Origin of the sequence: Moorella sp. E308F (genome assembly GCF_006538365.1) — a bacterium.
Classification (GTDB): Bacteria; Bacillota; DSM-521; order Neomoorellales; family Neomoorellaceae; genus Neomoorella.
Map to the genome: position 1 here is coordinate 440,812 of NZ_BJKN01000002.1, position 24,083 is coordinate 464,894.

Sequence of the window (24,083 nt, forward strand, 5' to 3'; positions counted from 1 at the left end):
AAAAAAGTTTCGCCCTTCCCCCGGTTCCTGTAAGCCGCCGCGCCGCCGCTGGGCAGCAGCGGGTTGCTGCGTTTCCATCCGGCGAAAGCGCAGAACAGCGAAAATACGGCGAAAAATGTCGCCAGACCGATGAATGGCGTCAACAACCGAACCACCCTCTCAATTCGTCCATTTCTTCAGGGGTAAGGTAAAGCGCCAGCTTGCGTTTGCCGAGGAACGCGGGGATTTCGCCGGTGGGCCGCAGCTTTCCCAAAGGAGCGCCGTCTTCCGCGAAGCCCTCAACGCGGAAAGTGTAGAGGGGCACCACTTCCGGCAGGGAATCCGCGTCCCGGCGCCGGATCTCGGCGACGTCCAGAAGCCTCCTGTGGCCATTTATCTGCCCGAGGAAAAACACGACCTCAGCAGCGGCCACTTTCCCTGCCCGCGACGCCGGGGTGCTGTACGCCCCTCCCCGGTACGCCGCCAGCATGTCCGAAAGCCGCAGGGGCACCTCTTCCGGGCCGTCGGCGTGGACTGTGGACATTGACCCCGGGTGACCGATGTTCATGGCCTGGAGGGTCCAATAGGTGGTGATTTCATTACGGCATTCCGAGCAGATGACTCTCGCCGGTTTGGTGCGGAGGACTTTTTCGAACAGCAGGTCGGGCGGCACGGCGCCCTCCCCTTCCACTCCGGCCCGACGCGGCTCCAGCACAACGGTCCACGGTGTGGGGAGGTCCGGCCGGCGCGGGTCCGGCAAGCCGACCCGCGTCTCCGCCGGGTCCTCGATGAATACCAGCCTCTCGTCCGGCCCTACGCGGAGCAGGAGTGCGTTCAAAAAAGTGTTTTTGCCGGAGCCCATGCCCCCGGCGGCGAACACGTTCAGCCTCGCCTTGACCATCAGATCGAACATCCTCACGAGTTCCGGCGGGAACAAATTCCTTTCAGCCAGCTCATCGAGCGTGAACAGGCGCGAAAACCGGCGGATGATCATGCTCGTACCCCGTACAGAAGGGCCGTCAAGGAAGACCACCGCCCGCGACCCGTCGGGCAGCCGGAAGTCCTCGACCGGCCGCGCTTCGTCAACCTTGCGGCCCACCGTGGCTGCAAGGCGCACGGCAAACCGCCGCAAGTGCTCTTCGGAAGCGAAAGTCTTGTTCCATTTACGGATGCGGCCGTCCTTTTCGTAACGGATGAAATTGTAGCGGTCGATCCAGATGTCGGTCACGCCTGGATCTTCCATCAGATCCGTAATAGGCCCGAAGCCATAGATGTCTTTCATGAGCTCTTCGATAAGGTTTACTGGCATGCCCTCGCGGGCCACGATTTCCCGGAGCAGCGAGCGCGCCTTTTCTTTGTCGCGCATCGTCCCTAAATCCGAAGCCCACGCTTCCTGGATGAGCTTCAGCCGCAATTCGTCGAGGGCGTCGCGCCCGCTTGCGTCGTCGCCGGGAAGAGACTGGGGTCTTTCTTCTTCTTTCCTGAAGAAGAGTTCGGCGTATAAGGAATCGCAATCGTTCACAGGAACCACCGCCTTTAAATTCAACGTTTTTGCCGATTTTTGCTGAAAAGAGCCCTTACCTTTTCCATCAGTCCCGTCTTAGGCCGCGCCGTTATCCCGATGTCCACCCCCAGGATGTTCCGCGCCAGCAGGCACATGGACCGGGTGAAGGGCGAATCGGGGCGGACGCACACGAAGGGCTGCCCGCTCACCTGGCTCTCCTTGTCTCCGAGGGCCGCCTCTTCCGGCAATTCGCCTTTAAGGGGCACGGCCGCGCCAGCTTCCCGTGAAAAAGCCGCCACGAAATCGCTGACCGTGAACCATGTCGGCCTCACGCGGTTCAAAACCATGCCCGTCCGGGCGGGGTCGAGGATGCGCCCCAGCTCCTGGCGGTACGCGGAAGCCAAAAGCCTCATGTCTTTGTACTCGAACCGGCAGACAAGCAAGACGTCCGTGGCTTTAGCGAGGGCCACGAGGATGGGGTCGCGGTCTTTGAGGGCAACGCCGGTGTCCACTATCACGAAATGGAAAAATTTCTGGCAGCCCTCGACGATCCGGCTCGCCAGGTCGCGGCCGAACCGGACTTTTTCGTCGGCCGTCTGCGGCGGGGCCAGGTAATACACGTTCGCCCCCTCGTGGTAGTTCATCGCCCCCGCGACGGCGCTCCACTGCAGCGTGTCTTCCGTAAAGTCCTCCCACAGTATCGCCGTTTTGGGCCTGCGGTCGTCGCCGAGGGCAAACCATGTATAAAGCCCCGTCGACCCGTCGAGGTTGAAATCCAGCAGGGCTACCCTGCACGGCGTCCCTGCGGCACGCTCCTGCTCCCGCGCCCACATGCCCATCAGGGCGGCCAGGTTTTCGGCCACCGTCGTTTTGCCCGCCCCGCCTTTGTCGGAATACACCACCAGCGTCCGCGCGGTCACAGGCACGGCCCGCTGGGTGGAAGCGACCTCCGGGGGCTTCACCTCTATGTCGTCCAGCCGGAACCGCTGGGGGTTGAGACGGCCCAAAGCCGTGACGCACGCTTTCACCGCCTGTTCCGGGTCCGCCGGGACGGAATAGATCCGCGCCTCGCTCATGCGTGCCCACGTCGAGGCGTTCACCGGCCCGGAAACGAAGATCAGAGTGTTGGGCCGCACGCGGGCGAGGTCGATGGCCACGTTCGTCCATTCGGGGTGGGAAGGTAACAGCACCCCGTCAGGTTTGACCTTGTCCACCAGGATGTAAACGTCGTAGGGAGAGGCCGCCTCGCCCCCTACCTTCGCCCCGTGTCTGGCCGCCGCGGCTTTGCATTCCCGGACGAATTCCGGGGAGCCTCCTACGAAAAGCAGAGACACTCTTATTCAGCCCCTTTCTTTTCAGCCGGCGTTTGTCCTGGACCGGCCTGCTGGGACGAACCGGACGGCTGCTGCGCGGGTACGGCCGGCGGCGTTACGCCGGTCTGCTGGGAAATGCCGGGCCGCTGTTGCGTGGAGACGTCCGGCTGCGGCAGTGCCGGGCCGTTCGGCTGTCCGGCGTTAGCTTGCTGCGCGGCGCCGACCAGGGGTTTCAGGACGAAAGTCAAAGAATTTTCCTTGCCGCCCGTGAAATAGGGCAGCACTTTGTCCAGGTCCTTAGCCGACAGGGCCAGGATCACGCCCTGGGTGGGCTGTGCCCCCTGGGGCGTCTGCACCGTTCCCGCTTGCAGCACCAGCACATCCGATGCCACTTTCACCGGCGGCTCCTTGTCGCTCGCCCGGGAGTATATGTCCACCCGGTTGCCGGCCGCCAGCGTGCCCGCCACCGTGGTGCCCAGCGTGTTCGGCACGGCCACGGCCACGTAATCGCCCCCCAGGGCGGCAACGCTGCCGGCTACGCCGGCCTGCTGCGGCGGCATGAGCATAGAGCGGCGCAGCACGGTGCCCGCCGGTATGAAGCCCCGGGCGACCATCCCGGCGGCGTCCCGCGGGGCCGCCACCACGTCCGGGTAGAGCGAGCCTTTCGCTTGCTCCACCAGCGTCACGTCGTTGGCCGTGAGCATTTCGTTCGCGGCGACGTCCCGCTTTACCGCCACCACTTGCACGACGCCGGCGAACGACCGCACGGTCTGGACGGCGGCCGCCGCCGCCAATACGGCGAAGACGGTCGCCGCCAGCAGCCAATACCTGTAATTCTTGAACACGTTCACTGGACAGCACCCCTTTCAAGTTTTTCCAATACCATCCTGGCCAAAAGTCCAATCGCGCCGTCGAAATCGGGGCTCTTGCCCAGGGGCAGACGTCCGCTCTGGAGCGCCTGGTTCACCGCCGCTTCCTCTTCGTAACCGCCGGGCACACCGACCACTTTTTGGATCCCGTATTCGCCGGCGTACACCTCGGGCGGGTAGCCCGCCCCGGAAAGCGTGCGGTTCACTACCAGCACGTCCAGCCGCCAGCCGCCTTTCACCCAATTGCCGACCCGCTCGAAAGACACGGGCGAGCCGTCGGTCACGAGCACGACGCATCCCGCTTTCTGGTAGGCAGTGTCGACGGCGCCGCCCTGCTCCCACTGCGTGTTGAAAGCGACGTCGGCCACCAGTATCCCGCAGGGACGCGGGCCGCTCCCGCTTATACCGTCCCTGCTTACGCACGCGTAGCGGTCCGGGTTTTCAGCGAAATACCTGTGCCCGACCGGCGAGGGCGACACTTCCAGGAACAACGGGTCGTAATCCTCCAAAACGCCGGCCAGGCATGCGGCGACCGTCGTCGCCCCCACGTTGCCCTTTATGCCGAACACGGCCACCGAAGCGCGGGCCGAATCGAAGAAAACGCCGACCGGGTCCGGCTTTGGCGACCCCTTGGGAGACTCTGCCGGGCCGCCCACGCCGCCGTCGAACTTTTCCGCCGCATCTTCCTGCGTGCCGTCTTCCCGGGGAGTTTCCCAAAATGCCGGTTCTGCGCTGTCCTCTTCGCTTTCTTCCCAGAACGCTGGCTCGGGCACGAGGCCTTCTTTGAGCGCCCTCTCGGCCGCCCGCACTACCACGCCGACGCCTATGCCTTTCCCCCGTAACGCTTCGCCGGCTGCCGAGCCTGCGGCATCCACCACTTTGCCGTCTTCTACGAAAAGGACGCACTCGGGGGGTACGCCGCATAGCCTGGCTTCGCGGAAGAGCGTTTTCCCCGCTTCGTCTTTCGCCCCGGCTATCACCACTACCGGCACGCCGAGGCTCGCGGCTGTGGCCACGGAAGATAACGTCTCGCTCAAGAGACGGGCGTCGCGCGGGCGGGCGAGCACCACTACCGAACCCGGCCCAGCGGCGGCCCCGTCCAGCGGCAGGCATTCCACGCCGGAAAACCTCGATATGCGGCCGCGGGTTTGAGCGTCGGCGTTCGTCAGCATCCGCTGCAGCAACATCGAATAAATTCCCCCTCAACCAAAAAATCTTCTCTAAGAAACAAAATTGGAAAAAGCGGACGGGCGGGCCATCACGAACCCCTGTATGCCAACGTCCCACCCCGTCTCTGCCAGCCACGCCATGTCTTCTTCTTTTTCCACGCCTTCCAGGATAGGGTAGGCCCCAGAGCCGGCGATGCCTTCCACCAAACCGGCCAGGAGCTTCTGCTTCTGCCTGTCGCACGCCACCCCTTCCACCAGGGCGCGGTCGATTTTCACGTAATCCAGATGCGCGCTGAGTACCAGGTCGAGGTTCGCCCTCTGCATCCCGAAATCGTCCAGGGCTATGAAAAACCCCCGGTCGACCCATTCCTGGAGGGAACGGACGAATTCTTTTAACGTGTACACCCCCTGCTCGGATATCTCCACGCACACCCTCGCGGTGGTCGCCCCCCTGGATTCCACCAGGCGGGCGGCCCGCAAAGGAAAAGCCATATCCGCGAACGCTTCCGGAGTGAGGTTGAAAAAAAGCGTGCTCGAAGACGCCGCCAGAACCTCTTCGACCGCCCTCTCCAGCACCCGCAGTTCCCACACGGGGATAGCCCCGGCACGGCGCGCCTCCCGCAGCAGGTCGAACGGCGACCACCCTGCCGGGTGCCGCAGGAGGGCTTCGTAGCCTATCGCCTGGGCAGGGTCCTGGAGGTAGAAAATGGGCTGGTAATGCATGTAAAAGCCGTCCAGCATAATCATCCTTCCTTCGCCGCCCGGCCTATAATGCAGGCTGATTCCAAGATATAGAGGAGCGCCCGCCGGACGGGGTTCTTTTTCTTGAGTGAGGGAGGGTCGTAAGGCTTTCCGCGGGCCGCCCCGTCTTCGGCCGCCGCCACGGCCGGGTCGTCGGGGATTTCGAAAAACTCCTCGCGGCCTAAAAGCTGGGCGACGTTCCTGGGAGATATGTTGCTGTCCCGGTACCCCACGCGGTTGACGATAACCGCCACCCGTTCGCCGCCGATTTCGGCCAGCCATTGCCCGCGCAAGCGCGCCACCGTCGACGCCGCCGTCCGGTGCGGCAGGGCCACTATAAAGATGCGGTCGCATTGCCGCAGCGCCGCCTTGACGGACGGCGAGATCAACCTGGCCCCGAAATCGAGCACCACCGCGTCGTACCTGGCCGCCAGGTCCGCCACCAGCCGTCCGGCCTGGGCGGGGTCGGGGAACCATTCCCTCTCCGGCAGCGGCGCGGCCACCAGAGACGTGCCCGCGGGCCCGCGCGCCGGCGTAGACCTTTCAAAAAAAGTCGCCAGGTCGCAGCCGGGAGGGTCGTCCTCGTTGTACCCGCAGAGGCGCGTCAGGCCGGCTTTTCCGGTGTCGAAATCCACCAGGCAGACCGTCATGCCTTTTTCCGCCATGAGCGCCGCCGCGTTTATCGCGAGGGAAGTCTTGCCCTGCTGGGCCTGGGTGCCCGAATAAAACGCTATCACCACGCCCCTGCGGGGAGGCGGCGGAACTGCGGCGCCCGCGTAAGGGGCGGCCGCACGCCCGGCGGACCCGACCGCCGGAGGTGAGACATCTGGGGGTTTCCGTTCGTCCCCCCGGCTATCGCTGCCTATGCCGCACGCCTTGGCGGCGAATTCCAAGGCGGCCTCGCCGTTAAGTGCCACGGCGGCCTTTTCGGACGAAACGAGCAGGTCGCTCAACTTTCCCGAACTGAGCCCTATCACCGGGCATCCGGGGTCGCCCAGCGACGGCAGAAGCTCCACGTCCGCTATGACGGCGGCGGGCCGCACGTCCCTGCCCGGCGCGCCCGTAACAGGCCGGAAACCCCGCCCGGCGGCGGCCCCGGCCAGGGACTCCGACCGCCGCCCGAATAAACAGACGACCAGCGGTCGCGCAGCGGCGGCTCCAGTTTCGCCTGTTGCTGTTTCCGGGGCGGGCATCCCGCCGGGCGCCGAATCCCCCCGGCCGCCGGCGGGCCGTCCGGGTCCCCGGAACGGCGACCCGTCCGCGCGGAGGGCTGCTTCGAAAGCCGACCCCGTTTTCCTGGCCGCAATTTGTCCCGCTTTCAGCGTGCTGGCTTTCTGATTTCCGGCCGCGTCGCCGCGTTTGAACAATTTTCTCCAAAACGCCACATTTTTGCCCTCCTTTCCGCTGTAGACAGGACGTGCCGGGCCCGCGCCGGACAGTGCCAGCCCTCCCTCCGGAGCTCCCGGCACGCCGGGCACCGCGGGGCGCCCCTGCGGGGCGTCGCGGTCTGCCTCCGGCGCCGCTGCGTATCCCGGCCCGCCGGCGGAATTGGCGGCCGCACGTCCCTCCACGCCGCCAGCGTTTTCACGCTCCGGGGGAGCCACCGCCCGCAGTTTCCCGAACCGGGAAAAGACGGGAAGCCGTCTTTCGTGGACAGGCGTGTCGCCGGGAACGAAGCCGAACGCCGCGGCCGCGAGGCCGCGCACCGCTTTCCCGGCGGCGCTTTTCGGGTCGGGGGACGGCAGGCCGCCCCGGCGGACGCCCGGATCGAACGGGATTTCCGAGACGCCCTTGAACGCCATGCCTGTCGAGCGCAGGATACGCTCCATGTCCCGCGGCGAATACCGGGACGCCGCTTCCCGGCGGTTCACCACCAGCCTGCACTTGCCGGTGACGGCCGGGCCGTATTTCGCCAGAAATTGTTTGACCCTGAAGACGGCTTTCTCGTCGCAATCGGTTACGAGCAACACTTCGTCTGCCGCGGCAGTCAGGACTCCCCAGCATTCCGAGCCTACGTCCGCCCCCGCATCGACCACGACCGCTTCGAAGGAATTAGCGAGGTAGTTTAAAAACGCTTCCACGTCCCTACGTGAAACGCTTTCGAACGGGTTCTCCGGCCTGGGGAAGACGGCCACGCCGCCCGGCCCTTTCAAAGCGGCCGCCGCCGGGTCGCGGTAGTCTTTCCACGAGGCGACCGTCGGGTGGGGGCGGCGTGCCTCTTCCTCCAGCCCCAGCACCCGCACCATGTCCCCGACGGCCAGGTCGAAATCGAGGAGGGCCGTCGCGACGCCCCGTTCCGCGGCGGCCGCGGCCAGATGGCAGGCTATGAAGGTCTTGCCGGCGTCCGTAGCGGGGGAGGTGATGACGATAGTCTTCAATATTAAATTCCCCCTCAAAAATTGATGTAATGATTTGATACTAATTGATTTTTGATCATAAAATATGGTAATATAATGTTACCAAAGGAGGAATGCTTGTGCGCGCGCCATCTTTTTCGGAAATTGGACAAAGAATAAAAGATCTTCGGGAAAAAAAAGGGGTATCGCAGAAAGATTTAGCAAAAGTTTTACAGGTAAGCAGGCCTGTGGTAACTAAAATTGAATCTGGCAAAAAAGCTATTACCAGCGTTGAGCTAAGGATCATAGCGGATTATCTTGGTACGACCACTGATATTCTTACGGAACCAGTTCAAGAAGAAAATCTTATTGCACGTTTTAGGGCAACTGGTTCAGAAGAAGATCCGGAGTTTTTAGGTGCTGTGAATAAAATAGAAAACCTTATTCGGGAAATTATAGGACAACTCAAGCTCCGGAGGGTACAAGATGGCCAAAATTGGTAGGCAAGAAAAAAAAGAACTAGAACAAGAAGGTAAAGATTTGGCTTCTCGTTGCCGGAGAGAATTAGGCTTAGGGATAGAACCTATTAGTGATATATTTGGGTTGATTGAAAGATTTAATGTTATTCTTTTAAGATATCCTAGCGATAATCCAAAACTTTCAGCATTTATCACTAAAAACTTGGAAGGTTACACTTTTATTTATTTAAACACAAAAAGAACATTGGGACATCAAATTTTTTCCGCCGCCCATGAATTTAAGCATTTATTATACGATAAGGATCTCAATGCCAGAATATGTAATCCTGAACAAGACCAAAATGACCCTAGTGAGATTGTAGCGGACGCATTTGCTGGAGCCTTTTTAATGCCCCTTGACGGCGTAAGAAGCATTTGGCGGGAATGTTTTGGAAATGATAAGTGTCAATTCATAACCCCAAAACATGTAATTAAGATGCAACAAATTTTTCATGTTAGTTATAGCGCTATTCTAAATGCCTTATTGCAGGCGGAAATTATATCTAGACCCATTTATGGCAAACTCCGTAAGATGGCTTCTCCAGAGCATGCAGATGCGTTAAAAACTCTTACCCGAAAAATGGGATATTCAACTAGTTTAATTGAGGAAACATCTCCTGAAATACCACGAATTCTAATTGAAAGTCTCCATGATAACTACGAGAAAGGTCTAGTCAGTTTCGGTAAAGTAAAATATCTGCTGTCCCTATGGAACAAAACACCGAATGAATTGGGGTTTGAACCATACTATGACTAAACCTTTCAGGATTTGCGTAAGTGACGCGGATATTCTAGTGAAATTTTGCAAAGCAGGTTTTTTAAGTTTATTGGGACAGCTATTTAATCAAGTTATTGTTCCTAAAAAGGTCTTTGAAGAAGCTGAGCTAAAAATCGGATTACAAGCAAGAGGACTTAGTCTTCATGCTGCTCAACAAGAGGGCTGGCTTAAAAGTATCGATATTTCCAACCCACAAAACGATTTAACCCGTGAACAAAAACATAGCATCCTCTCTTACATAGAAACTTATCGGTATAGTCTCGATCCTGGTGAACTTGAAGCTTCCGCTATTGCACATGAATTAGGTATTCAGATCCTGCTTACTGATGATCGGACAGCTAAACGATTGATTCAAGAATGGAGCGAACTTATTTGTATTGCCCACTGGGAAATACTTTGGTTATGCATCAACGTAAACTTATTAAAGATGAGTGAAGCGGAAAAAATATTTCAAGCCCTTCAAACTGTAGTGGAATATCCTGTTAAAATACCTTTTAAAGAGTTAATGAAACGTAGTTCCAATAGGCTTAACTATTTATTAGAAACAGCGTCTACATTATCATTTTCAAGTCAAAGCAAACCTAAGATAGCGAAAAAAAAATAATAAATCAATTTGCGGTAGTTAAAACCGCCGCTTCCATCCCCGCCTGCTGTTGATCTCCGATCCCGATTTCAATCGCTTCCACTATAACTTCTGCCATCCGCCACACCAGGTACAACCGGGTGTTTTGAAGCGTGAGAAGATCCAGAGCGGTTCCTGTCCCGACATTGATGACGCCTGTCAGGTAGGCGTCCCCTACCGGGGGCAAATTTTTGTTCAACCCCGAACCCGGCTGGCAGCTTCCTTTGCGAATACAAATATCCCCCACGCTGGTGAAAGTTTCGCCAAATGCCGAATCTACGGCGATAACAGGCTTCCCAGCGTGCCTGGTACGGATAATTTCCAGCGTTTCCGGCAGGTTAAGGGCGTGAAGCGGTTCGGCAAGGGTGCCGAATATCGGCCATTCAGGATGTTTTTTCTTTAAAAAGGTGCCGACCAGCGGCCCTAGACAGTCACCCATCGCCCGATCCGTACCGATACAGGCGACCACCGGCGGGAAAGAAAGGCCGGGGGCCGTTTCCAGCAAAATCCGGCGCAAGACCCGGCCCAGGTCCTGGGCCGCCCGGGGGTCGCCGCAAAAACGCCTGGCTTCGTGCATCGAACACCAACCTCTGCCATAAAGTCTTTTTCCCACAACTTTGCCCCACTCAAAGATAAGACGTCAACGGTGGGCGTTGCTTTCTTTTAAGTGGTTTTTCGCCCAACCTACGACCGCGTCCCACACCGCTTCCTGGAGAGGGGTCAACAGCGGCTTGTTCAACCGCTCGCGTATCTCACAGGAACCACTCCTTTTTTGAAATTTGGAACATAAAAAAAGCCTTCCCGTTGCGGGAAGGTGTGATATTACGGTGTTTGTAATAAAATATTGCAAAAACCTAATATTAAAATATGGTTTCAATAGTTTACGCCTACTTCTATCGCCCCCAGGCCGCCGTTCGTTCCGGCGGCGGCCAACCGTAAAAATTTCACGCCGTCCATTCCCCAGGGTGGCCAGAGGTAAACCTGTCGCCGATAGGCACAACCGCGCCAGGTGTCCCAACCTTCCGGCGGCCATATACTAGATTCCCGCACGTGGATAATCTTCCACCCAGGCAAAAATAGGTAGTGCTGTCAGCAAATATCTTCAAACTTGAAACTGAATCTACCCAGGCAACATGCCCGTAAATATTGTTAGGATATGGTTTGTTGCCGTTAAGCATGTCGAGCGTTTTTGGCTGAAGTACCATGATAGAACTAGCGGAAGGTTCGTCAACCGCTTCAACACGATAAATTCGGCCATCCTTAGAAATCATCGTACCGTCGAGGTTCGTCCAATTGCGGGCATCGCCTACCCACGGAAGATAGACGCCCCAATTTTCTTTCGCCATTTCCCAAACGTACCAGCAACAATTACCGCCGTCCCACAGCGTATAGGGGTTGGCCGAAGCTGGCGAGGGGACGAGAAATAAAAGAACAATACAAAAAAGTGCCGCCGATGTTTTCAATGAACGCACTAAAATCACCTCTTTTTAATAATTCCCAGCCCCGCCCGGCCCGGCCGCCCCGCCGCTTCCGCCGGGCGCGGCGCCCAGCCATTCCAAGGGGTCGCACGGCCGGCCGTTGACCTCGACTTGCAAGTGCAGATGCGGCCCGGTGGACCACCCCGTGTTGCCGGTGTAGGCCACCGTCTGCCCGGCCGCCACCTGGTCCCCGGCAGCCGCCGCGAACGCGGACAGGTGGCCGTACATGACCCGCACCCCGCCGGGGGAAGACACCACCAGGCAGTTTCCCAAAGCGTTGTCCCACCCGGCGAAAGTCACTGTCCCGCCTAAAACGGCGTAGACCGGCGTGCCTTCCGGCGCGGCGATGTCGGCCCCTTCGTGGAACGAAAGTTTCCCCGTCACCGGGTTGATTCGTTCACCGAAAGGCGAGGTAATCTCCCGGTATTGCGATGGCAAGGGCCACACGCCGTTGGCGGCCGGTAACATGGACGAAGAATATTCCGCCGCTTGCTCAAAGACTTTCCGCACGTACCACCAGGCATGGTTGTAGGCGTAGACGGCCCCCTGGGGGTCGCTGTCGAACCCGTCGGCTTTGAGCATGTTGGCCGCCGAGAAGACGGCGTCCCAGGGGTCGTAGGGGTCGCACCGGCCGTCCCCGTCGCCGTCTTGCTTGTACGCTTCCCAGGTCGCCGGCATAAACTGCATGTAGCCTATGGCCCCGGCACTCGAAGTGTTCATGTTGCGTCCGAAGTCCGATTCGATCTTGGCTATGGCGGCCAGGACGGCCCACGAAACGCCGTATTTTTCCTGGGCTTTCAGGAATATGGGCAGGTGGTCCGCCGGTATGTCCGCCAGGGCGGCCCCCGTTGGGGCGCCGGAGCGGAAGCCGGAGGTTATGTTCGGCCCCAGGGCGGCGATGGGGGCGAAAACGATCATCAAAAGCGCCGCCGCAAGAACGAGCGGGATTGCGAGTGCCGCGACGGCGAGGGCGGCCGCCCGGCCGGGGTTTTCGGCGGCGTAAGCCGCGGCTTTTTTAACGGCGTATGCCGCTGCGGGCGCAGGCATGGTGGGTCAATCCCCTAAAAATTGCTGAGTCGTTTGGCGATTTTTATAAGTTCTTCCGCGAGTTCACGTTGCATCTTCATATAGTTCTCCCGCTCTTCCCAAGATGGCATCGATTCTTTGAACGTTTTTAAGATCGCCAGATTGGAAGCCGCGATGCCTTTAGTCGTCGCCGCCCGATCTTTGCCAACCGCTATTAAAAAACCTGATTCTGGATCTAAACAGTATACTCCCCGGTATCCCCAAACAGAGTGGCCCATTTTTCTAAGAGTTCTGGCTAATCTTTGCACGCGGATTCGGTTTTCCAAGGAATCATTTCCGAACAGACGTATAGCGATGCTACGTGTAGTCACACCTTCAGGATACTTTTCTTCCAGTATGGCAAGAAAGGTTTCAGCCAAGGTTCTTCCGGTCGATTTCTGTTTCATGTTTTTTACCTCCCTCAAGAACTTTGAGCTGTTTTTTCCCCGTTAAACCTTCGTTTAATAAATCTAAAAGTTCTGTAGCTCGCACAGCGAGCAATTGTAATCCAAGCACATGAAGGCGGGCTCCAAACAAAACTTCTATATCCCGAACTAATTTGCCGAGGGCTTTTTCAGCATCGCTACTTTCCACAATTCCTGCGGATTTCATCATTCTTACATATTCCTTCACTTTATCCGGGGCACGCATTATTTTTTCTGTTACCAGTAAAAACTCCGTTGTCAAAGAAGTGACGCGGTCAAATTCCGCTTTCAAAGGAATCTCAGGCAGTTTTTCTTTAAAACTCTTTTCCTGTATCAAACTTTTTTTGACAGTTTCATAGTGCCGCTCTAAAGTTTCTTTTTCCTTTTTAATCCGTTCTATTTTCGTCAGCAATTCTTGTCGCTGTTGGGCTAAAAATTCGGCGTGAGACCGAACCGACGCTAATTCGTCAGCAAACTCTTGCAGCTTGACACGTGCGGCATTAAGTTCAATCTCCATTTTAGGATCGGTTTTATAAACTACCTTTTCTACAACCTTTTCCACTATTTCCGGCTGCCGTGCCTTCAGCTCCCCGTTCTCTTTCCGCAAGGCGTCTATTTCGGCTTTCAGCCTCGCGGCCTCGTCGGAACCCTCTTTAGCGTCCGCCAGGGCTTTCTCGCTCTCGGCCAGCTTTCGGGCGAGCTCTTCCGCCCGTTTACGTTCAGCTTCAATCTCACGACGGAGGTTCTGGGCCTCTTTGACGGAGAGGCCGCAGACGCCAGATTCGCCTAAAATATCGAGGAGTTGCCTTTGCTCCCCGGGCGGCAGAAAGGCCAACGAATAGGCCGCAATCTGGGAAAGCTTGCCTTGGGAGACAAACTGCTGAAATTCAGGAATAAGGTCATTGAGTTTAAGAAGCTTTTTTAAGTTTTCACGATTCTCGCCAATAGCATTAGCAACATCATCAAGTGTCTTAAAAACTGGGTAATTTTTACCCAGTTTTTCAGGACGACCTTCCCGTATACCCCAATACCGCTTCAAAAATTCTGCCCGCTTTGCCTTTTTGATAGGATCATTGCAAATGCGGCGCTCTTCATTATCCGCCACCAACAAATACTCCGCCTCTTCCGGCGAGACGTCCCAGACCTCGACCGGGACTTTCTCGATCCCCAATTCCTTCGCGATTTCCAGCCGCACGTGCCCGGCAATTACGGTGTAGTCCGGCAGAACTTTAAGCGGGTCGCGTATCCCCTGAGCTTGTATGCTCCGCTTGATCGCTTCCCGCTCTTCCGGAGACGGGGCCGAAAAGTATTCGCCGTTTTTGGGGTGCGGTTTTAAAAGAGAGGTAGAAACAAGATTTGACAATGCGATCATCCTTTCCACACAAAAATCGGCCTTAGATTAAAGCTGTCTCCCCAAAACAAAGCGGCGGGAAACCTACGCATCCCCGCCGCTATCAGACCCAGGCGTGCTGCTGCCCGGTGCCGCTGGCGTCTCCGGATTCGCCGCCGTGCTGGCCCCGAAGCCCCGGCCGTGCGGCATAGCTTCAGGAGAAAAATTCCTAACCGGCGCGGCACCGCCAGACGGCACGCCGCCGACCGCCGGCCCCGGCCGCCCCGCCGGGGGATTCACGCCGCCGGGGCGGTCACCTCGGCCCGCCGCGCCAGCGTCCGCACGGCCGACCGCCGGGCCGGGCACCGCGCTACCCGCTCCGCTGTCGTCCCGCGTCCCCACGCCGTCCCCGGAAACCGCGGGCGTCTCCGGCCGGGTTCCAGAAACGGGCCGCGTATCCTGCCGGGTTTCGGAAGACGCCGGGGCTTCCGGTCGCGCCGCCGGGTTAACGCCGGGACGCTGCGGAACCGCCGCTTCGAAGGGCGGCGCGGCCGTCCGCGGCGGCCGCACCTGCATCACGTTTGGCCGTTGCGTGCCTTTCCCTGTTACGCCCGACTCAATCCGCGCCCTTTCTTCCGGCGCCCCCACGCCTTCACCCGGAGCCGCAGTATCTACACCGTGCCCGCTGACTCCCGCGGCCTCTCCCGGGCGCGTATAACCCTCCAGCGGGCTTCCGCGGTCGGCCGCGGCGCCGCCGTCCGGTACATCTTCGTCATAGACCGGTCGGCCGCCGTACCCGCCCAGCAGGGCGTCGGCCCTGTCGCCGTCGCCGCCGTCAGCCCACGGCGGCCGGACCTCGACGCCGGGCGCCAGCCTTGCCCTGCTGCGGGCGCTCGTGCCGGGCGTTTTTTCGCCGGAAACCACCTCAATGCCGGGGTAGGCCCAGGTGTCGGGGCCGATCTGCGCGAGCCGCACGGGCTCGCGGCTGCCGCCCGTACCCTCGCCGAGCAGCCTCCCGGATCTGCCGTCCGCCGTCTCCCCTTCGACAAACACGAAAGTCGGGGCCGACGACGCCTGGGCGGATGCTATGTCCTCGCGGGTCTGGCGCAGCTCTGATTCGACCTCGTCAAACTCGTTGCGGACGTCCCGATGCATGCGGTAGTTCTGCCAGAGCAAACCGAGCCCTTCCCCGAGAGGACCCCATTCCTTTAACAGCCCAAGGATGCCCCGCGAGCCCATCCGGCCGGCGTAGCGGTAGACAGGGTTCCGCTGGATATTCTGATGTACCCTTTCGCTCCCGCGCTGGACGGCGCCCATCAGCATCGACCTGTATTTAAATGAAAAAAACGTGCCGCCGGCGAACAGGACCGTCAATATCAACATGGCCAGCCCGATCATCCCAAAATCCCCCTCACGACGCCCGTGGCGACGGCCAGCAGCCCGCCCAGGTAAATCCCGAAGATCAGCTTGTTGACCAGGAAAGCGGCCATGGTCTTAAAATAGCGGGCCGCCAGCGCCCACCCGGCGTCCGGCACCATGGCGGCGAAAAGCGCCGCCGGGGCGAAGATGAGCAGGAGGACGAGCACGATCTGGCTGAAGATGATCATCCCGCCCACTATGAGGACCAGCAGGAGGAACGCCGCGGCGGGGATTACCGTCATCACCGCCACGCCCATGTGCTGTAAGACGCTCCCCGTCGACGGCGCGAAGCCTACGACCGACCCGGGGTGCTGCCCGTGGTTGATTGGACTGCTTTGATAAAGGCCAGTCTTATTCCCTATCTCCTTACCTATTTTTTCTAACGTGCCGCCCGTGGTCAAGGTGGACACCTGGCCCAGCATCTCGGCCACGGCGTCGCGGGATTTGTCGTCGCCGCACGCCAGGAAAAGGGTGTCGGCGTACAGGGTGCCGTCCTGGACCTTTTTGTCGAGTTCAGCGATTTTGTTTTTGTCCTGAAATACGCTCTTATCCATAATGGACCATTCTTCATCAGTGATTTTCAGTTTATTTGGGTCAGACGTACCGAACATGGCCGCCGCCCAAGGCTGGGCCACGCACGCCTGCCACACGGCCGTCCCGGCGTTGGCCAGCCCCCTGTCGAGGTCACTTTTGAATTGGTCCGGGTTCTGTTCCTGCCAGAAGAAATGGGCCGAAGAGCTTAAAGCGACGCCCGCCACGCCGTCCGTCAAAGATATCGCTCCCCGGATTATTCGGGGTGCTTCGAGGGTGTACAGGAAAACCGCCGTCAACGACAGCATGGCCACGATCAGGGATTTGACCGTGCCGGCCAATTGGCCGGCCAGCAGCTTTTGCATGGCCAGGACGAAGAAAAGGATGAGCGATAGTTTCAAGGCCACGTCTGCGAACGACTTGCCGTTGAACGAGAAGATGTCGCGGGCCGCCGCGCCGACCCAGTCGGCCACCCCCGCGAGCCAATTGGTGTCAAACGCGAAAAACATGACGTTTATCCCGACCGTGACCAGATATTTGGTTATCGAAAAGATGCCGTTGGCGATTGTATCCATCACCCAGAGGGTAATGCCGCTCATCTGCGGTAAAAAGCCCAGCATTTTGTCCGGCGGGTAGTGCCAGAAGAGGTACCGCCCCATTGGCCAGTTCTGCCACGGGAGACCTTTATAGTTACCCAAAGCGGACAGGGTCAATAAAAGCGGCCCCGCCATGATCCCTGCCGGACCGCTTCCGACCATCAGAGCTTCCCCCGTCAGCCCACCGGCCACCGCTACGCTGTTGGGGTTGAGTGGAAGCAGGAAGTATTCCATCTGCCGCTCGGCCGCCACGTCGCCCGTCAGGTTGTTCTGGTCGGCCGGCTCGTCGCCGATAAACTGCCGCTGGGCCGCCCACGCCGGCGCGGCGGCCGCCAGCGTGACGGCGACCAGCAAAAGGGCGGCGACGAGACGTTTAAAATTGCGGCTATTCTTCGTCGATAATTTCGCCAACAACATAGTCGTCCACCTCTATCTCGATGTCGGCCGCCGGGTTGAGCTTCCGGTCCAGCATTTCCAGCACCGCCATGACCCGCGGGTCATCAGTCTCCGCGACCATCACCGGCACGCGCCGCCGCCGGACTACCCTCCACACGCCGTCAGGGCCGCGTTCGCAGTCGTTGATGACGCGGGTCAATCTATGGATGGAAAACATGAGGGTATGCACCTTCTTTCTTCATTGTGTTTAAAAATTAAAAAGCCGGGATCAAAAACCCGGCTTGAAACATTAATCTAAAATCAATTTTTCTTTAAGAATCAAGGCTTAATCGCATTGTTATAAATGCAACAAAAGTTTTGTTTCAAGTGTTTCAATTCGCCCCGCCCTTCGGCCTCGTGTCGAACAGCTCCAGCAGGTACGGCGGCTGCGGGTCGATGCGGACCACCCCGATGCGGTCCTCCGCGTCCCGGAAGACCGCCGTCCCGGATTCCATCCCGGCGAAGAACCGCACGTCCAGAGCTTCCGGGTCGGCCCCTAAGAAACGTAAATCCGCTTCCACCTCTTCCGCGTCCGAAGCCCGGAAGCAGAAGACGTTGCTCACGTTGTTGACGATGACTTTAGACTCTAAAAAATCGCTGGCGTTCTGGGAGATCAAGACGGGGACCACGTTGAACGACCGCCCCACGCGCACGATCTCTTCCAGGAGCCTCTGACCTTCAGGCACGGCGAAAAGCATCCACGCCTCGTCAAAGATGAGGCACTTTAAAACGGTCGGCGGCAGGCCGAACGCCATCTCACGCACCATAGCCGCCGCCAGGTACATCAGGGCCAAACCCTGCCGCTCGCTCTCGGTCATGCGGGCGGCAGAAGCGCCGCGGCGCGGCAGCGGCAATTCCTTCAGGTTGACTGTAGTGAACACGACCGACCCCGCGGCGGGCCCGGCCGCCGCCGCGCCGGACGCGCGGCCGAAGACGAGGGACCCCACGTCCGACGCCCGCAGATACTCGATAAGCAAGGCGCACTGCCCGGCCTCTTCCTTGACGGCCTGGTGGGGGCTCTGGTCGGCAATCATGCGGAAGACGCCCAGGGCGGCGTCCATGTCCCGCTTCTCCGGCGGGAGCGAGAAGACCATCTCCACGGCCTGGGCCACGGCCACGCGGCGGGCTTCGTTGTCCCCGACGTTCAGCGCCATAGCCAGGTAGTCGAGGGCGACGGCCCTGGCCCTCTGCTCGTCGGCAGAAAGCATGAACGGGTTTAACCGAGTTCCGCCGCGGGGGCTCAAATCTAGGCGGCGGGTGGGGAAAATCCGCTCGAAGACGTAGTACTCGTTCTTCGGGTCGACGGCGAAGCCGACGCCGCCGGCGAGGATCGCATAATAGGCCAGCGTCTTAGAGACCACGCTTTTACCGCCGCCCAAGCTCCCGGTGACGAGCGCGGCGTTGGTCTTGTTGAGCTCCAGGGCCGGGCGGCCGGGCGACCAGAACACGGGCGCCGGTCCGCTCCACCCCAGGAAGAAGCCCTTCGGGTCGCCCAGCTCCGCCGCGGCCATCGGCCCGGCGGCGGCCACGTAGCCGGGGTCGCATTCCACCATCGGGGCGCCGGACGGCGCGCCGGGCAGAAAGGAGTAAAAACATTTGAGCTGCACGCCGGACGGCCGGACGGCCCGGAAGCCGCGGGAGGAAAAGCGCTGCACGAGCCTGTTGGCCGCCACGGCGGCCGCCCTGGCGTCCGGGCCGGACGCCGCAAAGCATATCCCCACACGGGCCAGCGGCTGGCCGGATTCCACCTTGGCTTCCAGGGCACGGCTGTCGTGGAGGCCCAGCTCTTCGGTCTCCGTCGGCTCGCCGCCGCCGGAATAAGCTTCGTTCATCTGCCCTTTTAGGAACGCCCTCTTGCCCCTCACCTTGGCCGCCGCTTTGTACGGTTGGATGATTTCGAAATGTATGGCCGCGTCTACAGGGTCGCCGAGAAAGTCGAGCACGGACAGAAACTCGTCTTCCGTCTCTTTAAGCCGTTTCGGCATATCCGCGAACGTCACGAAGGCCTGGGCGTGGCTGCGGCCCGTCCCGTCCCGCACGATGACACAATCTATTTTCTCTTCCACGTAAGCCCCCTCGGCGAACGCGGCGACCATGCCCGGCGTGAACCTGCCCTCGTCGCGGGAAGGGAGCGGCAGCGGCAGCAAGCCGTAGCGGCGCGCCGCACGGCGGATGATGAAATCGACATCCGCGAATTCGGCCCTCTTCAACCCGTACCCCCGCAGGCGGCGGGCCAGCTCGTCTTCCGCCGTCACGGCCATCTCCACCTTTTTCGGCGAGACGTATTCCGGCCGCAGGCCCGTTAAGAGCGACAGGGCCGCGTCGCCGACCTCGCGGGCGGCCTCGGCCAGCGACCCCCACCCTTCTTCGCGGCGCAGCGGCAATTGGACGGCTAAATAGCGCCGCCGGATGCGCGCCCCGCGGTTCAAAGCGGCCCGGGCGGCCCGGGCGTGCCGGGCGGCTTCCTCTTTCCGCCACGGCGGGGCGGCCGCGAGGTCCGGCGCGGCAGCCGCCAAGTACCCGCCCTCGTCAACGTCTTTTTCTTCCCACAAAAGGAGGATCTGGCCCTTTCCTTCCAGCCCGAACAGCAATTCCTCGAAGCGGGCCACGGCGGCTCGGCGGTGGTCCAGGGGCAGAAAATGGTACGGCTGGCCGGGCATGCGGTAGAGGGCGTAGGCCTCGCCCTGGGCGGTGAAAAGAATGTTTTTGCGGAAAGCGATAAGGGGGAACATGGAAACACCTTCTTTTCAATCATGTGTTGACAGTATTGTTATCAAAAACGTATACTTAAGACTGGAGGTGAGATCTATGCCGATGACGCGAATCTCAGAACAAGCCTTGGAAATACTTAAAGAAATCGCCATTTTTACCGGCGAATCACGGCAAGAAATCCTCTTGAAAGCGTTGGAAGCGTATAAACGCCAGCGCTTTCTCGAAAAAGCCAACGAAGCTTTTGCGGCTTTAAAATCTAACCCTGACGAGTGGAAAGCGGAGCAAGAAGAAAGAGAAGCTTGGAGTTTCACGTTGGGTGACGGGCTGGATAAGGAGTGATCTTGGATGGAAATCGAACCTTGCCGGGGCGAAATCTGGCTAGTGGATCTCAATCCTGGTCGCGGGCACGAACAAATCGGCACTCGCCCCGCTCTAATCATTTCGGTAGATCTCTTTAACCACGGACCCGCAGGGCTGGTAGTCGTCGTTCCTTTAACTACGCGACAAAAAGGCATACCTTTCCATGTCAAAATCGAACCCCCGGAAGGCGGGGTTAAAAATGTAAGTTTCATTAAATGTGAAGATGTACGGTCAATCACCAAAGAAAGGTTAATTGAAAAATGGGGCGTCGTCACGCCCGCTACCTTATCAGGCGTAGAAGCAAGATTAAAGATATTGCTAGGTCTCTGATGCTTCCCACGGCTAAAGAGGCGGGGATCAATAAACTCGTTCCCTCGGCACTAAGCCTTTAAATACGCTCCAGTCGTAGTCGTGGGAAAACAGACGGAACCGGGCGTCAGGATGTTTTTTCAAAATCTCTTCCACCGTACCGCGTAGGCTTTTATCGTTGACCGGGCGGTAGATCTTCGTGCCGTCCCCGGCCACGGCCACGATTAGGGCATAGGTGTTTTCCCGGAAAAGTTCTTCATGCCACATGATGATCAAATCCTTCCTTATTTTTAACTAATATCTTCCATCTCCCATTTCACCCTCTCTTTCTTCAACCACAGCACGCCCCCGCCGAACGCCCGCTTTTTGGGCCGGACGAAAAACGCCAGGACCTCGGCCAGGAAAACGGGCAGCATCTTGCCCTGGGGGTCCCACTGCATGAGCAGATAGGTGAGTGCTACGTCGAGCGCCAGGGCGGCCGCCAGGGTCGGCATGCCCAGCAGGAAAGCTAACGGCTTGGCGACAAACCCCGCGGGGACGATAAGGGCGGAAAAGACGACCAGGGCGTCGAGGGGCATGGGAAACGGCAGCGTCCAATCGCCCAGGTTGTAAATCTTATATTTAATGTTGAACAGCGAGCGATAACTGCTGAAGACGCGGGCGTCGTCCACCGGCGACACGGCGCATCAGCTCCTTTCCTGGCCTTTAAAAAAAAACGGGCGCGGCCTCGTCCCCGGCGAAGAGGGGACTTGCCGTACCCGCACAGCATGGGGGCCGATGGCCCCCGCGTTATTTCGCCCCGATGAAATGCAGTATGCCGTTGCCGATTGCTGTCAATACGGTCTGGTCCAGCGCGGCGTAGACGATACCGCCGATTAAGACGAGCAAGATGGCTTGCACCAGGGCGTGCCGGAAAAACTTGTAAATGGCGGCCACCAAGAGCACGAGGACAAAAGCCTTCTGGACCGTCCCGATGCCTTTGGTGAGGGTAGCGTCGATGTCGACGTCCGCATAGGCGGGCAGGGCGGTGGCGGCGAACAGCGCCACCGTGGCGATGAGGGTGGAAAGACGTTTGAACACGGCCTAAAGGCACCTCCTTTCAATTTAAAAAAAAGCCGGGCGCTATTTTCCCGGCAATAAAGATACGGCTCGACGGTTTTAACCTTACTGGCTGGCCGCCTTCAGCCCCTTCACCAAGAACCGCCCCCCGGAGACTGCCAGGTCGAGCACGAGCCTCTGCTTCACCGCCGTGACGCCAGGGGCCGACACCTCACACTCCACCAGGGCCTTCGACGGGTTTTCCCTGCTGTCCACCCTGATCTGCCCCACACTCTGGAGCTTCCACCCGCCGAGCGGCACGACGCCGGAGCCGTCCGCGACGAAATTCTGCACGTTGCCGCCGGAATAGTAGAGGTCGAGAAACTGGTTCACGAACGCCGCCAGGTTGTCCGGGGCGGCGTCGCCGAAGCCCTGGGGCGCGGAGGCTTTCCCCTGCCCCCGGGCGAGCGGGACGACGGCCGGGAGCCCGGCTACGGCGGCTTTGCCCCCAACCGTCCGGACGGGTATTTCAACCTGCATAACGGCGGCGCGCCACACCGGAACTTCAGCCTGCTGCTGCGGCTGTCCTTGGGCGGCCTGGGGCTGCGGCGCCGAGGCGGGCGCTTCGGCTGCCCGCAGGGCGGGCGGCACGCTGTAGGCGTCGGCCTGCGGCAGCTTGACCAGCCTTTCCACGTGGAGGACGACATTGACGCGCCACGCGTCCGGGCTTTCTTGCCGCACGGAGACGGCGGACGCCGCGACCGCCCGCTGGACGCCCTGGGGGAGCGGCGCCGCCGAAGGGTCGGAAAGGAAAGCCGACAGCCTTTTCGCGTACTCGTCAGGGTCGCCCAGCCAGGTCGCCCATTCGACGGCGAATTGCCGGGCCGTCTCGGCTACGGACTCGCGTAAAGACGCTTCGTCAGGGGTGTAAGCCTTGGCGGCCAGGGTGTTGTAGGCCCTGGCCGCGAAGACGGAAGCGCGGACGGAAAAGAGGAGCGAAAGGATCAGGAGGCACCAGACAACGCCCGCGGCTATGCGGCGGAATAAAAATGGCGGCATGAATGATCAACTCCTGTACGGTATCATTCTTTTGGGCTTTTCGGCGCCGGCATATCGGTACATGCGAGCACCAAAGAAAACAGCCAACCGAAGATTGTCCATCCTAAAAACAAATTGATGGCCAAAATTACGAATTTATCCTTGCCGTTTTTAGAAAATGTTATCATGGTTGGCAAAAAGTAGATTAGCAGAAAAAGGAAAAGCAAGGAAAGACCGATCTCTAACAATTGCCTTCCCCACCTTGTCCTTCCCAAAAAATCTGAACCAACCGCCGCATCCTAAATACCCCCATCGCCGATCAATTCGCGGTTCAAATCGAGGACCGTGTTAAACTCATCCTGCGTCAGATTCTCGCCCAGGGCCAGGTAGCGGTCGACGACGTTCCCTTTATCGTCCCGGACTAAAACCGTCCGGCCCTCCATCCAGACCCAGCGGCCGTCGAGCTGTTCCGCCCGGGTTTGGTCCCAGCCTTCCAGCCGCCACCTTTCGGCCGGGGCGGCGTTGTTCTTGATGCCGTCGTAGATCAGGGCGTAGGGGTTCACGAAAAGCGGCCCGGAAGCGTAGAGGGCGGTGATCCGGCCCGTCCTGTCCCGCTCCGCCGTCACGCGGGCGAACATGGCCACCGGCTCTTCCCGGTCGGCCACGCCCGAACCCTCTTTCGCCGCAGCCATAAAAGCGTCGATATCTTTTCTGGTCACCGGGGCGGACATGATGTAGCAATTGGACACCCCCAGCCGCCCGGCGTAAAAGGTGGAGCCGCCGACGCTGGCCGCGAGCTCGTTATAAGCCCGCGTGTTTTTCTCGACGGCCCATTTGAGGTTCCAGTTATTTTCCCACCACGACCGGACGTTTCGCAAGAGGGCACGGTCGGCATCGGACGCCGGATTTTCGACCCTCGTTTTCAAATCCGCGATTTCTCCGGCTGTCAAGCAGCGGTCCGGCGGCAGGTTGAACCCCCCGGCGGCCAGGGCGTCCTTCAGCCCGGCCAGCACCCGCACGAAATCGTTGGCCGTGAAGAGGTTGAACTTGGCGATCCGCTCCGGCCTTATAGTTTTGCCGAAAGCGTACCACACCGGTGACGCCGGCGCCTGGTCCAGCGGTACGGCGGTCGTGCCGTCGAAGACTTCTTCCGATTGCCCGGCCCAGGCTTCGTATGAGCCGAGGATGCGGGCACCCTGGTCCAGCCGGCCGAGCAGGAATTGCCGCACGGCGTCGTTCGCCGGCCGGACGCGGTGGAACTTGCTGGAATTGACCATCTGCCACCCGTCCCCGGCATCGACTTTGTAAGAGCCGAAGACGATGAAGAGGTCGCGGTCCGGGTCGTAGGTTATGACCCTGCCTTCCAGGGCGGCGTGGCGGTAGTAGACGGCCGGATCGCCGCTGCCGGCGGCGTATGCCTCAATGCCCTGGCCGACGAAAACGGCCCAGGTCCCGACCAGGAAGCAAATAACCAGAAACAACGCCGCTTTTGACAGATTGGATTTGAACCGCATAAAA

At 59.6% G+C, this 24,083-nt stretch carries 27 protein-coding genes and 1 pseudogene; 6 read left to right on the plus strand and 22 right to left on the minus strand.

Annotated elements, in window-relative coordinates; translation table 11 throughout:
• Positions 1–139: 139 nt before the first annotated feature.
• From E308F_RS08565 to E308F_RS16525, 6 genes are all read right to left on the minus strand, one after another.
• Positions 140–1,501: a CpaF family protein gene (locus E308F_RS08565; protein ID WP_141264529.1), complete on the minus strand. Its 1,362-nt coding sequence runs from the start codon at positions 1,499–1,501 to the stop codon at positions 140–142.
• Between the two features lie 20 nt (positions 1,502–1,521).
• Positions 1,522–2,697, minus strand: coding sequence for an AAA family ATPase (locus E308F_RS08570; RefSeq protein ID WP_141305192.1), 1,176 nt, complete (start codon positions 2,695–2,697; stop codon positions 1,522–1,524).
• Positions 2,698–2,819: 122 nt separating this feature from the next.
• On the minus strand, positions 2,820–3,647 hold the full coding sequence (locus E308F_RS08575; protein ID WP_141264531.1) for an SAF domain-containing protein: 828 nt from the start codon (positions 3,645–3,647) through the stop codon (positions 2,820–2,822).
• Positions 3,644–4,852, minus strand: a complete 1,209-nt coding sequence (locus E308F_RS08580; RefSeq protein ID WP_141264532.1) for a hypothetical protein — start codon at positions 4,850–4,852, stop codon at positions 3,644–3,646. The genes E308F_RS08575 and E308F_RS08580 overlap by 4 nt, the downstream gene beginning before the upstream one ends.
• Positions 4,853–4,885: 33 nt before the next feature.
• Positions 4,886–5,575 carry an EAL domain-containing protein gene (locus tag E308F_RS08585; RefSeq protein ID WP_172613641.1) on the minus strand — a complete coding sequence of 230 codons (690 nt, stop codon included), beginning with the start codon at positions 5,573–5,575 and terminating at the stop codon, positions 4,886–4,888.
• A gap of 2 nt (positions 5,576–5,577) precedes the next feature.
• Complete coding sequence (locus E308F_RS16525) at positions 5,578–6,315, minus strand: AAA family ATPase (RefSeq protein WP_253260430.1); 738 nt, start codon at positions 6,313–6,315, stop codon at positions 5,578–5,580.
• Between the two features lie 124 nt (positions 6,316–6,439).
• Between E308F_RS16525 and E308F_RS16530 the strand changes: the two genes are divergently transcribed.
• Complete coding sequence (locus E308F_RS16530) at positions 6,440–6,913, plus strand: hypothetical protein (RefSeq protein ID WP_253260431.1); 474 nt, start codon at positions 6,440–6,442, stop codon at positions 6,911–6,913.
• 479 nt (positions 6,914–7,392) lie between these two features.
• Here the strand turns inward: E308F_RS16530 and E308F_RS16900 are convergent.
• Positions 7,393–7,971, minus strand: a pseudogene (locus E308F_RS16900) (hypothetical protein); the annotation flags it as partial.
• Between the two features lie 80 nt (positions 7,972–8,051).
• On the opposite strand from E308F_RS16900, the gene E308F_RS08595 reads away from it, so the two are divergent.
• The 3 genes from E308F_RS08595 to E308F_RS08605 are packed head-to-tail and all read left to right on the plus strand — an operon-like array spanning position 8,052 to position 9,811.
• Positions 8,052–8,414 carry a helix-turn-helix domain-containing protein gene (locus tag E308F_RS08595; RefSeq protein WP_172613640.1) on the plus strand — a complete coding sequence of 121 codons (363 nt, stop codon included), beginning with the start codon at positions 8,052–8,054 and terminating at the stop codon, positions 8,412–8,414.
• A complete protein-coding gene (locus tag E308F_RS08600) occupies positions 8,398–9,186 on the plus strand; it encodes an ImmA/IrrE family metallo-endopeptidase (protein WP_141264536.1) in 789 nt (262 codons plus the stop codon). The genes E308F_RS08595 and E308F_RS08600 overlap by 17 nt, the downstream gene beginning before the upstream one ends.
• Positions 9,179–9,811 (plus strand): hypothetical protein, encoded by a 633-nt coding sequence (locus E308F_RS08605; RefSeq protein WP_141264537.1) that lies wholly within the window; start codon positions 9,179–9,181, stop codon positions 9,809–9,811. Before E308F_RS08600 ends, E308F_RS08605 begins: the two co-directional genes overlap by 8 nt.
• Before the next feature lie 4 nt (positions 9,812–9,815).
• On the opposite strand, the gene yyaC is transcribed toward E308F_RS08605, so the two are convergent.
• The 9 genes from yyaC to E308F_RS08650 form a co-directional block, all read right to left on the minus strand.
• Positions 9,816–10,406 carry a spore protease YyaC gene (gene yyaC, locus E308F_RS08610; RefSeq protein ID WP_141264538.1) on the minus strand — a complete coding sequence of 197 codons (591 nt, stop codon included), beginning with the start codon at positions 10,404–10,406 and terminating at the stop codon, positions 9,816–9,818.
• Positions 10,407–10,773: 367 nt separating this feature from the next.
• Positions 10,774–11,301: a CHAP domain-containing protein gene (locus E308F_RS08615; RefSeq protein ID WP_141264539.1), complete on the minus strand. Its 528-nt coding sequence runs from the start codon at positions 11,299–11,301 to the stop codon at positions 10,774–10,776.
• 15 nt (positions 11,302–11,316) lie between these two features.
• A complete protein-coding gene (locus E308F_RS08620) occupies positions 11,317–12,354 on the minus strand; it encodes a peptidoglycan DD-metalloendopeptidase family protein (protein WP_141264540.1) in 1,038 nt (345 codons plus the stop codon).
• A gap of 14 nt (positions 12,355–12,368) precedes the next feature.
• Positions 12,369–12,779: a hypothetical protein gene (locus E308F_RS08625; RefSeq protein WP_141264541.1), complete on the minus strand. Its 411-nt coding sequence runs from the start codon at positions 12,777–12,779 to the stop codon at positions 12,369–12,371.
• Complete coding sequence (locus E308F_RS08630) at positions 12,745–14,169, minus strand: ParB/RepB/Spo0J family partition protein (RefSeq protein ID WP_172613639.1); 1,425 nt, start codon at positions 14,167–14,169, stop codon at positions 12,745–12,747. Before E308F_RS08630 ends, E308F_RS08625 begins: the two co-directional genes overlap by 35 nt.
• Before the next feature lie 63 nt (positions 14,170–14,232).
• Positions 14,233–15,525, minus strand: coding sequence for a hypothetical protein (locus E308F_RS08635; RefSeq protein WP_141264543.1), 1,293 nt, complete (start codon positions 15,523–15,525; stop codon positions 14,233–14,235).
• The gene (locus E308F_RS08640) at positions 15,522–16,835 is read right to left on the minus strand and encodes a hypothetical protein (RefSeq protein WP_141264544.1); all 1,314 of its coding nucleotides are present in this window, start codon (positions 16,833–16,835) and stop codon (positions 15,522–15,524) included. Before E308F_RS08640 ends, E308F_RS08635 begins: the two co-directional genes overlap by 4 nt.
• 223 nt (positions 16,836–17,058) lie before the next feature.
• Positions 17,059–17,286: a hypothetical protein gene (locus tag E308F_RS08645; RefSeq protein ID WP_141264545.1), complete on the minus strand. Its 228-nt coding sequence runs from the start codon at positions 17,284–17,286 to the stop codon at positions 17,059–17,061.
• A gap of 154 nt (positions 17,287–17,440) precedes the next feature.
• Positions 17,441–19,840, minus strand: a complete 2,400-nt coding sequence (locus tag E308F_RS08650) for an ATP-binding protein (RefSeq protein ID WP_141264546.1) — start codon at positions 19,838–19,840, stop codon at positions 17,441–17,443.
• A gap of 76 nt (positions 19,841–19,916) precedes the next feature.
• On the opposite strand from E308F_RS08650, the gene E308F_RS08655 reads away from it, so the two are divergent.
• Both E308F_RS08655 and E308F_RS08660 read left to right on the plus strand, forming a co-directional pair.
• The gene (locus E308F_RS08655; RefSeq protein WP_141264547.1) at positions 19,917–20,159 is read left to right on the plus strand and encodes a toxin-antitoxin system protein; all 243 of its coding nucleotides are present in this window, start codon (positions 19,917–19,919) and stop codon (positions 20,157–20,159) included.
• Positions 20,160–20,165: 6 nt separating this feature from the next.
• Positions 20,166–20,510: a type II toxin-antitoxin system PemK/MazF family toxin gene (locus tag E308F_RS08660; RefSeq protein ID WP_141264548.1), complete on the plus strand. Its 345-nt coding sequence runs from the start codon at positions 20,166–20,168 to the stop codon at positions 20,508–20,510.
• Between the two features lie 27 nt (positions 20,511–20,537).
• Here the strand turns inward: E308F_RS08660 and E308F_RS08665 are convergent, their stop codons facing one another.
• The 6 genes from E308F_RS08665 to E308F_RS08690 all read right to left on the minus strand — a co-directional run bounded on the left by E308F_RS08665 (position 20,538) and on the right by E308F_RS08690 (position 24,079).
• Positions 20,538–20,756 (minus strand): hypothetical protein, encoded by a 219-nt coding sequence (locus tag E308F_RS08665; RefSeq protein WP_141264549.1) that lies wholly within the window; start codon positions 20,754–20,756, stop codon positions 20,538–20,540.
• Between the two features lie 23 nt (positions 20,757–20,779).
• Complete coding sequence (locus E308F_RS08670; RefSeq protein WP_141264550.1) at positions 20,780–21,169, minus strand: TcpE family conjugal transfer membrane protein; 390 nt, start codon at positions 21,167–21,169, stop codon at positions 20,780–20,782.
• A 109-nt stretch (positions 21,170–21,278) separates the two neighbouring features.
• A complete protein-coding gene (locus tag E308F_RS08675) occupies positions 21,279–21,569 on the minus strand; it encodes a hypothetical protein (protein ID WP_141264551.1) in 291 nt (96 codons plus the stop codon).
• Between the two features lie 84 nt (positions 21,570–21,653).
• Complete coding sequence (locus E308F_RS08680) at positions 21,654–22,586, minus strand: conjugal transfer protein (protein ID WP_141264552.1); 933 nt, start codon at positions 22,584–22,586, stop codon at positions 21,654–21,656.
• Positions 22,587–22,609: 23 nt separating this feature from the next.
• Complete coding sequence (locus E308F_RS08685) at positions 22,610–22,813, minus strand: superinfection immunity protein (RefSeq protein WP_216363907.1); 204 nt, start codon at positions 22,811–22,813, stop codon at positions 22,610–22,612.
• A 51-nt stretch (positions 22,814–22,864) separates the two neighbouring features.
• Positions 22,865–24,079, minus strand: a complete 1,215-nt coding sequence (locus E308F_RS08690) for a hypothetical protein (RefSeq protein ID WP_141264553.1) — start codon at positions 24,077–24,079, stop codon at positions 22,865–22,867.
• Between the last annotated feature and the right edge of the window lie 4 nt (positions 24,080–24,083).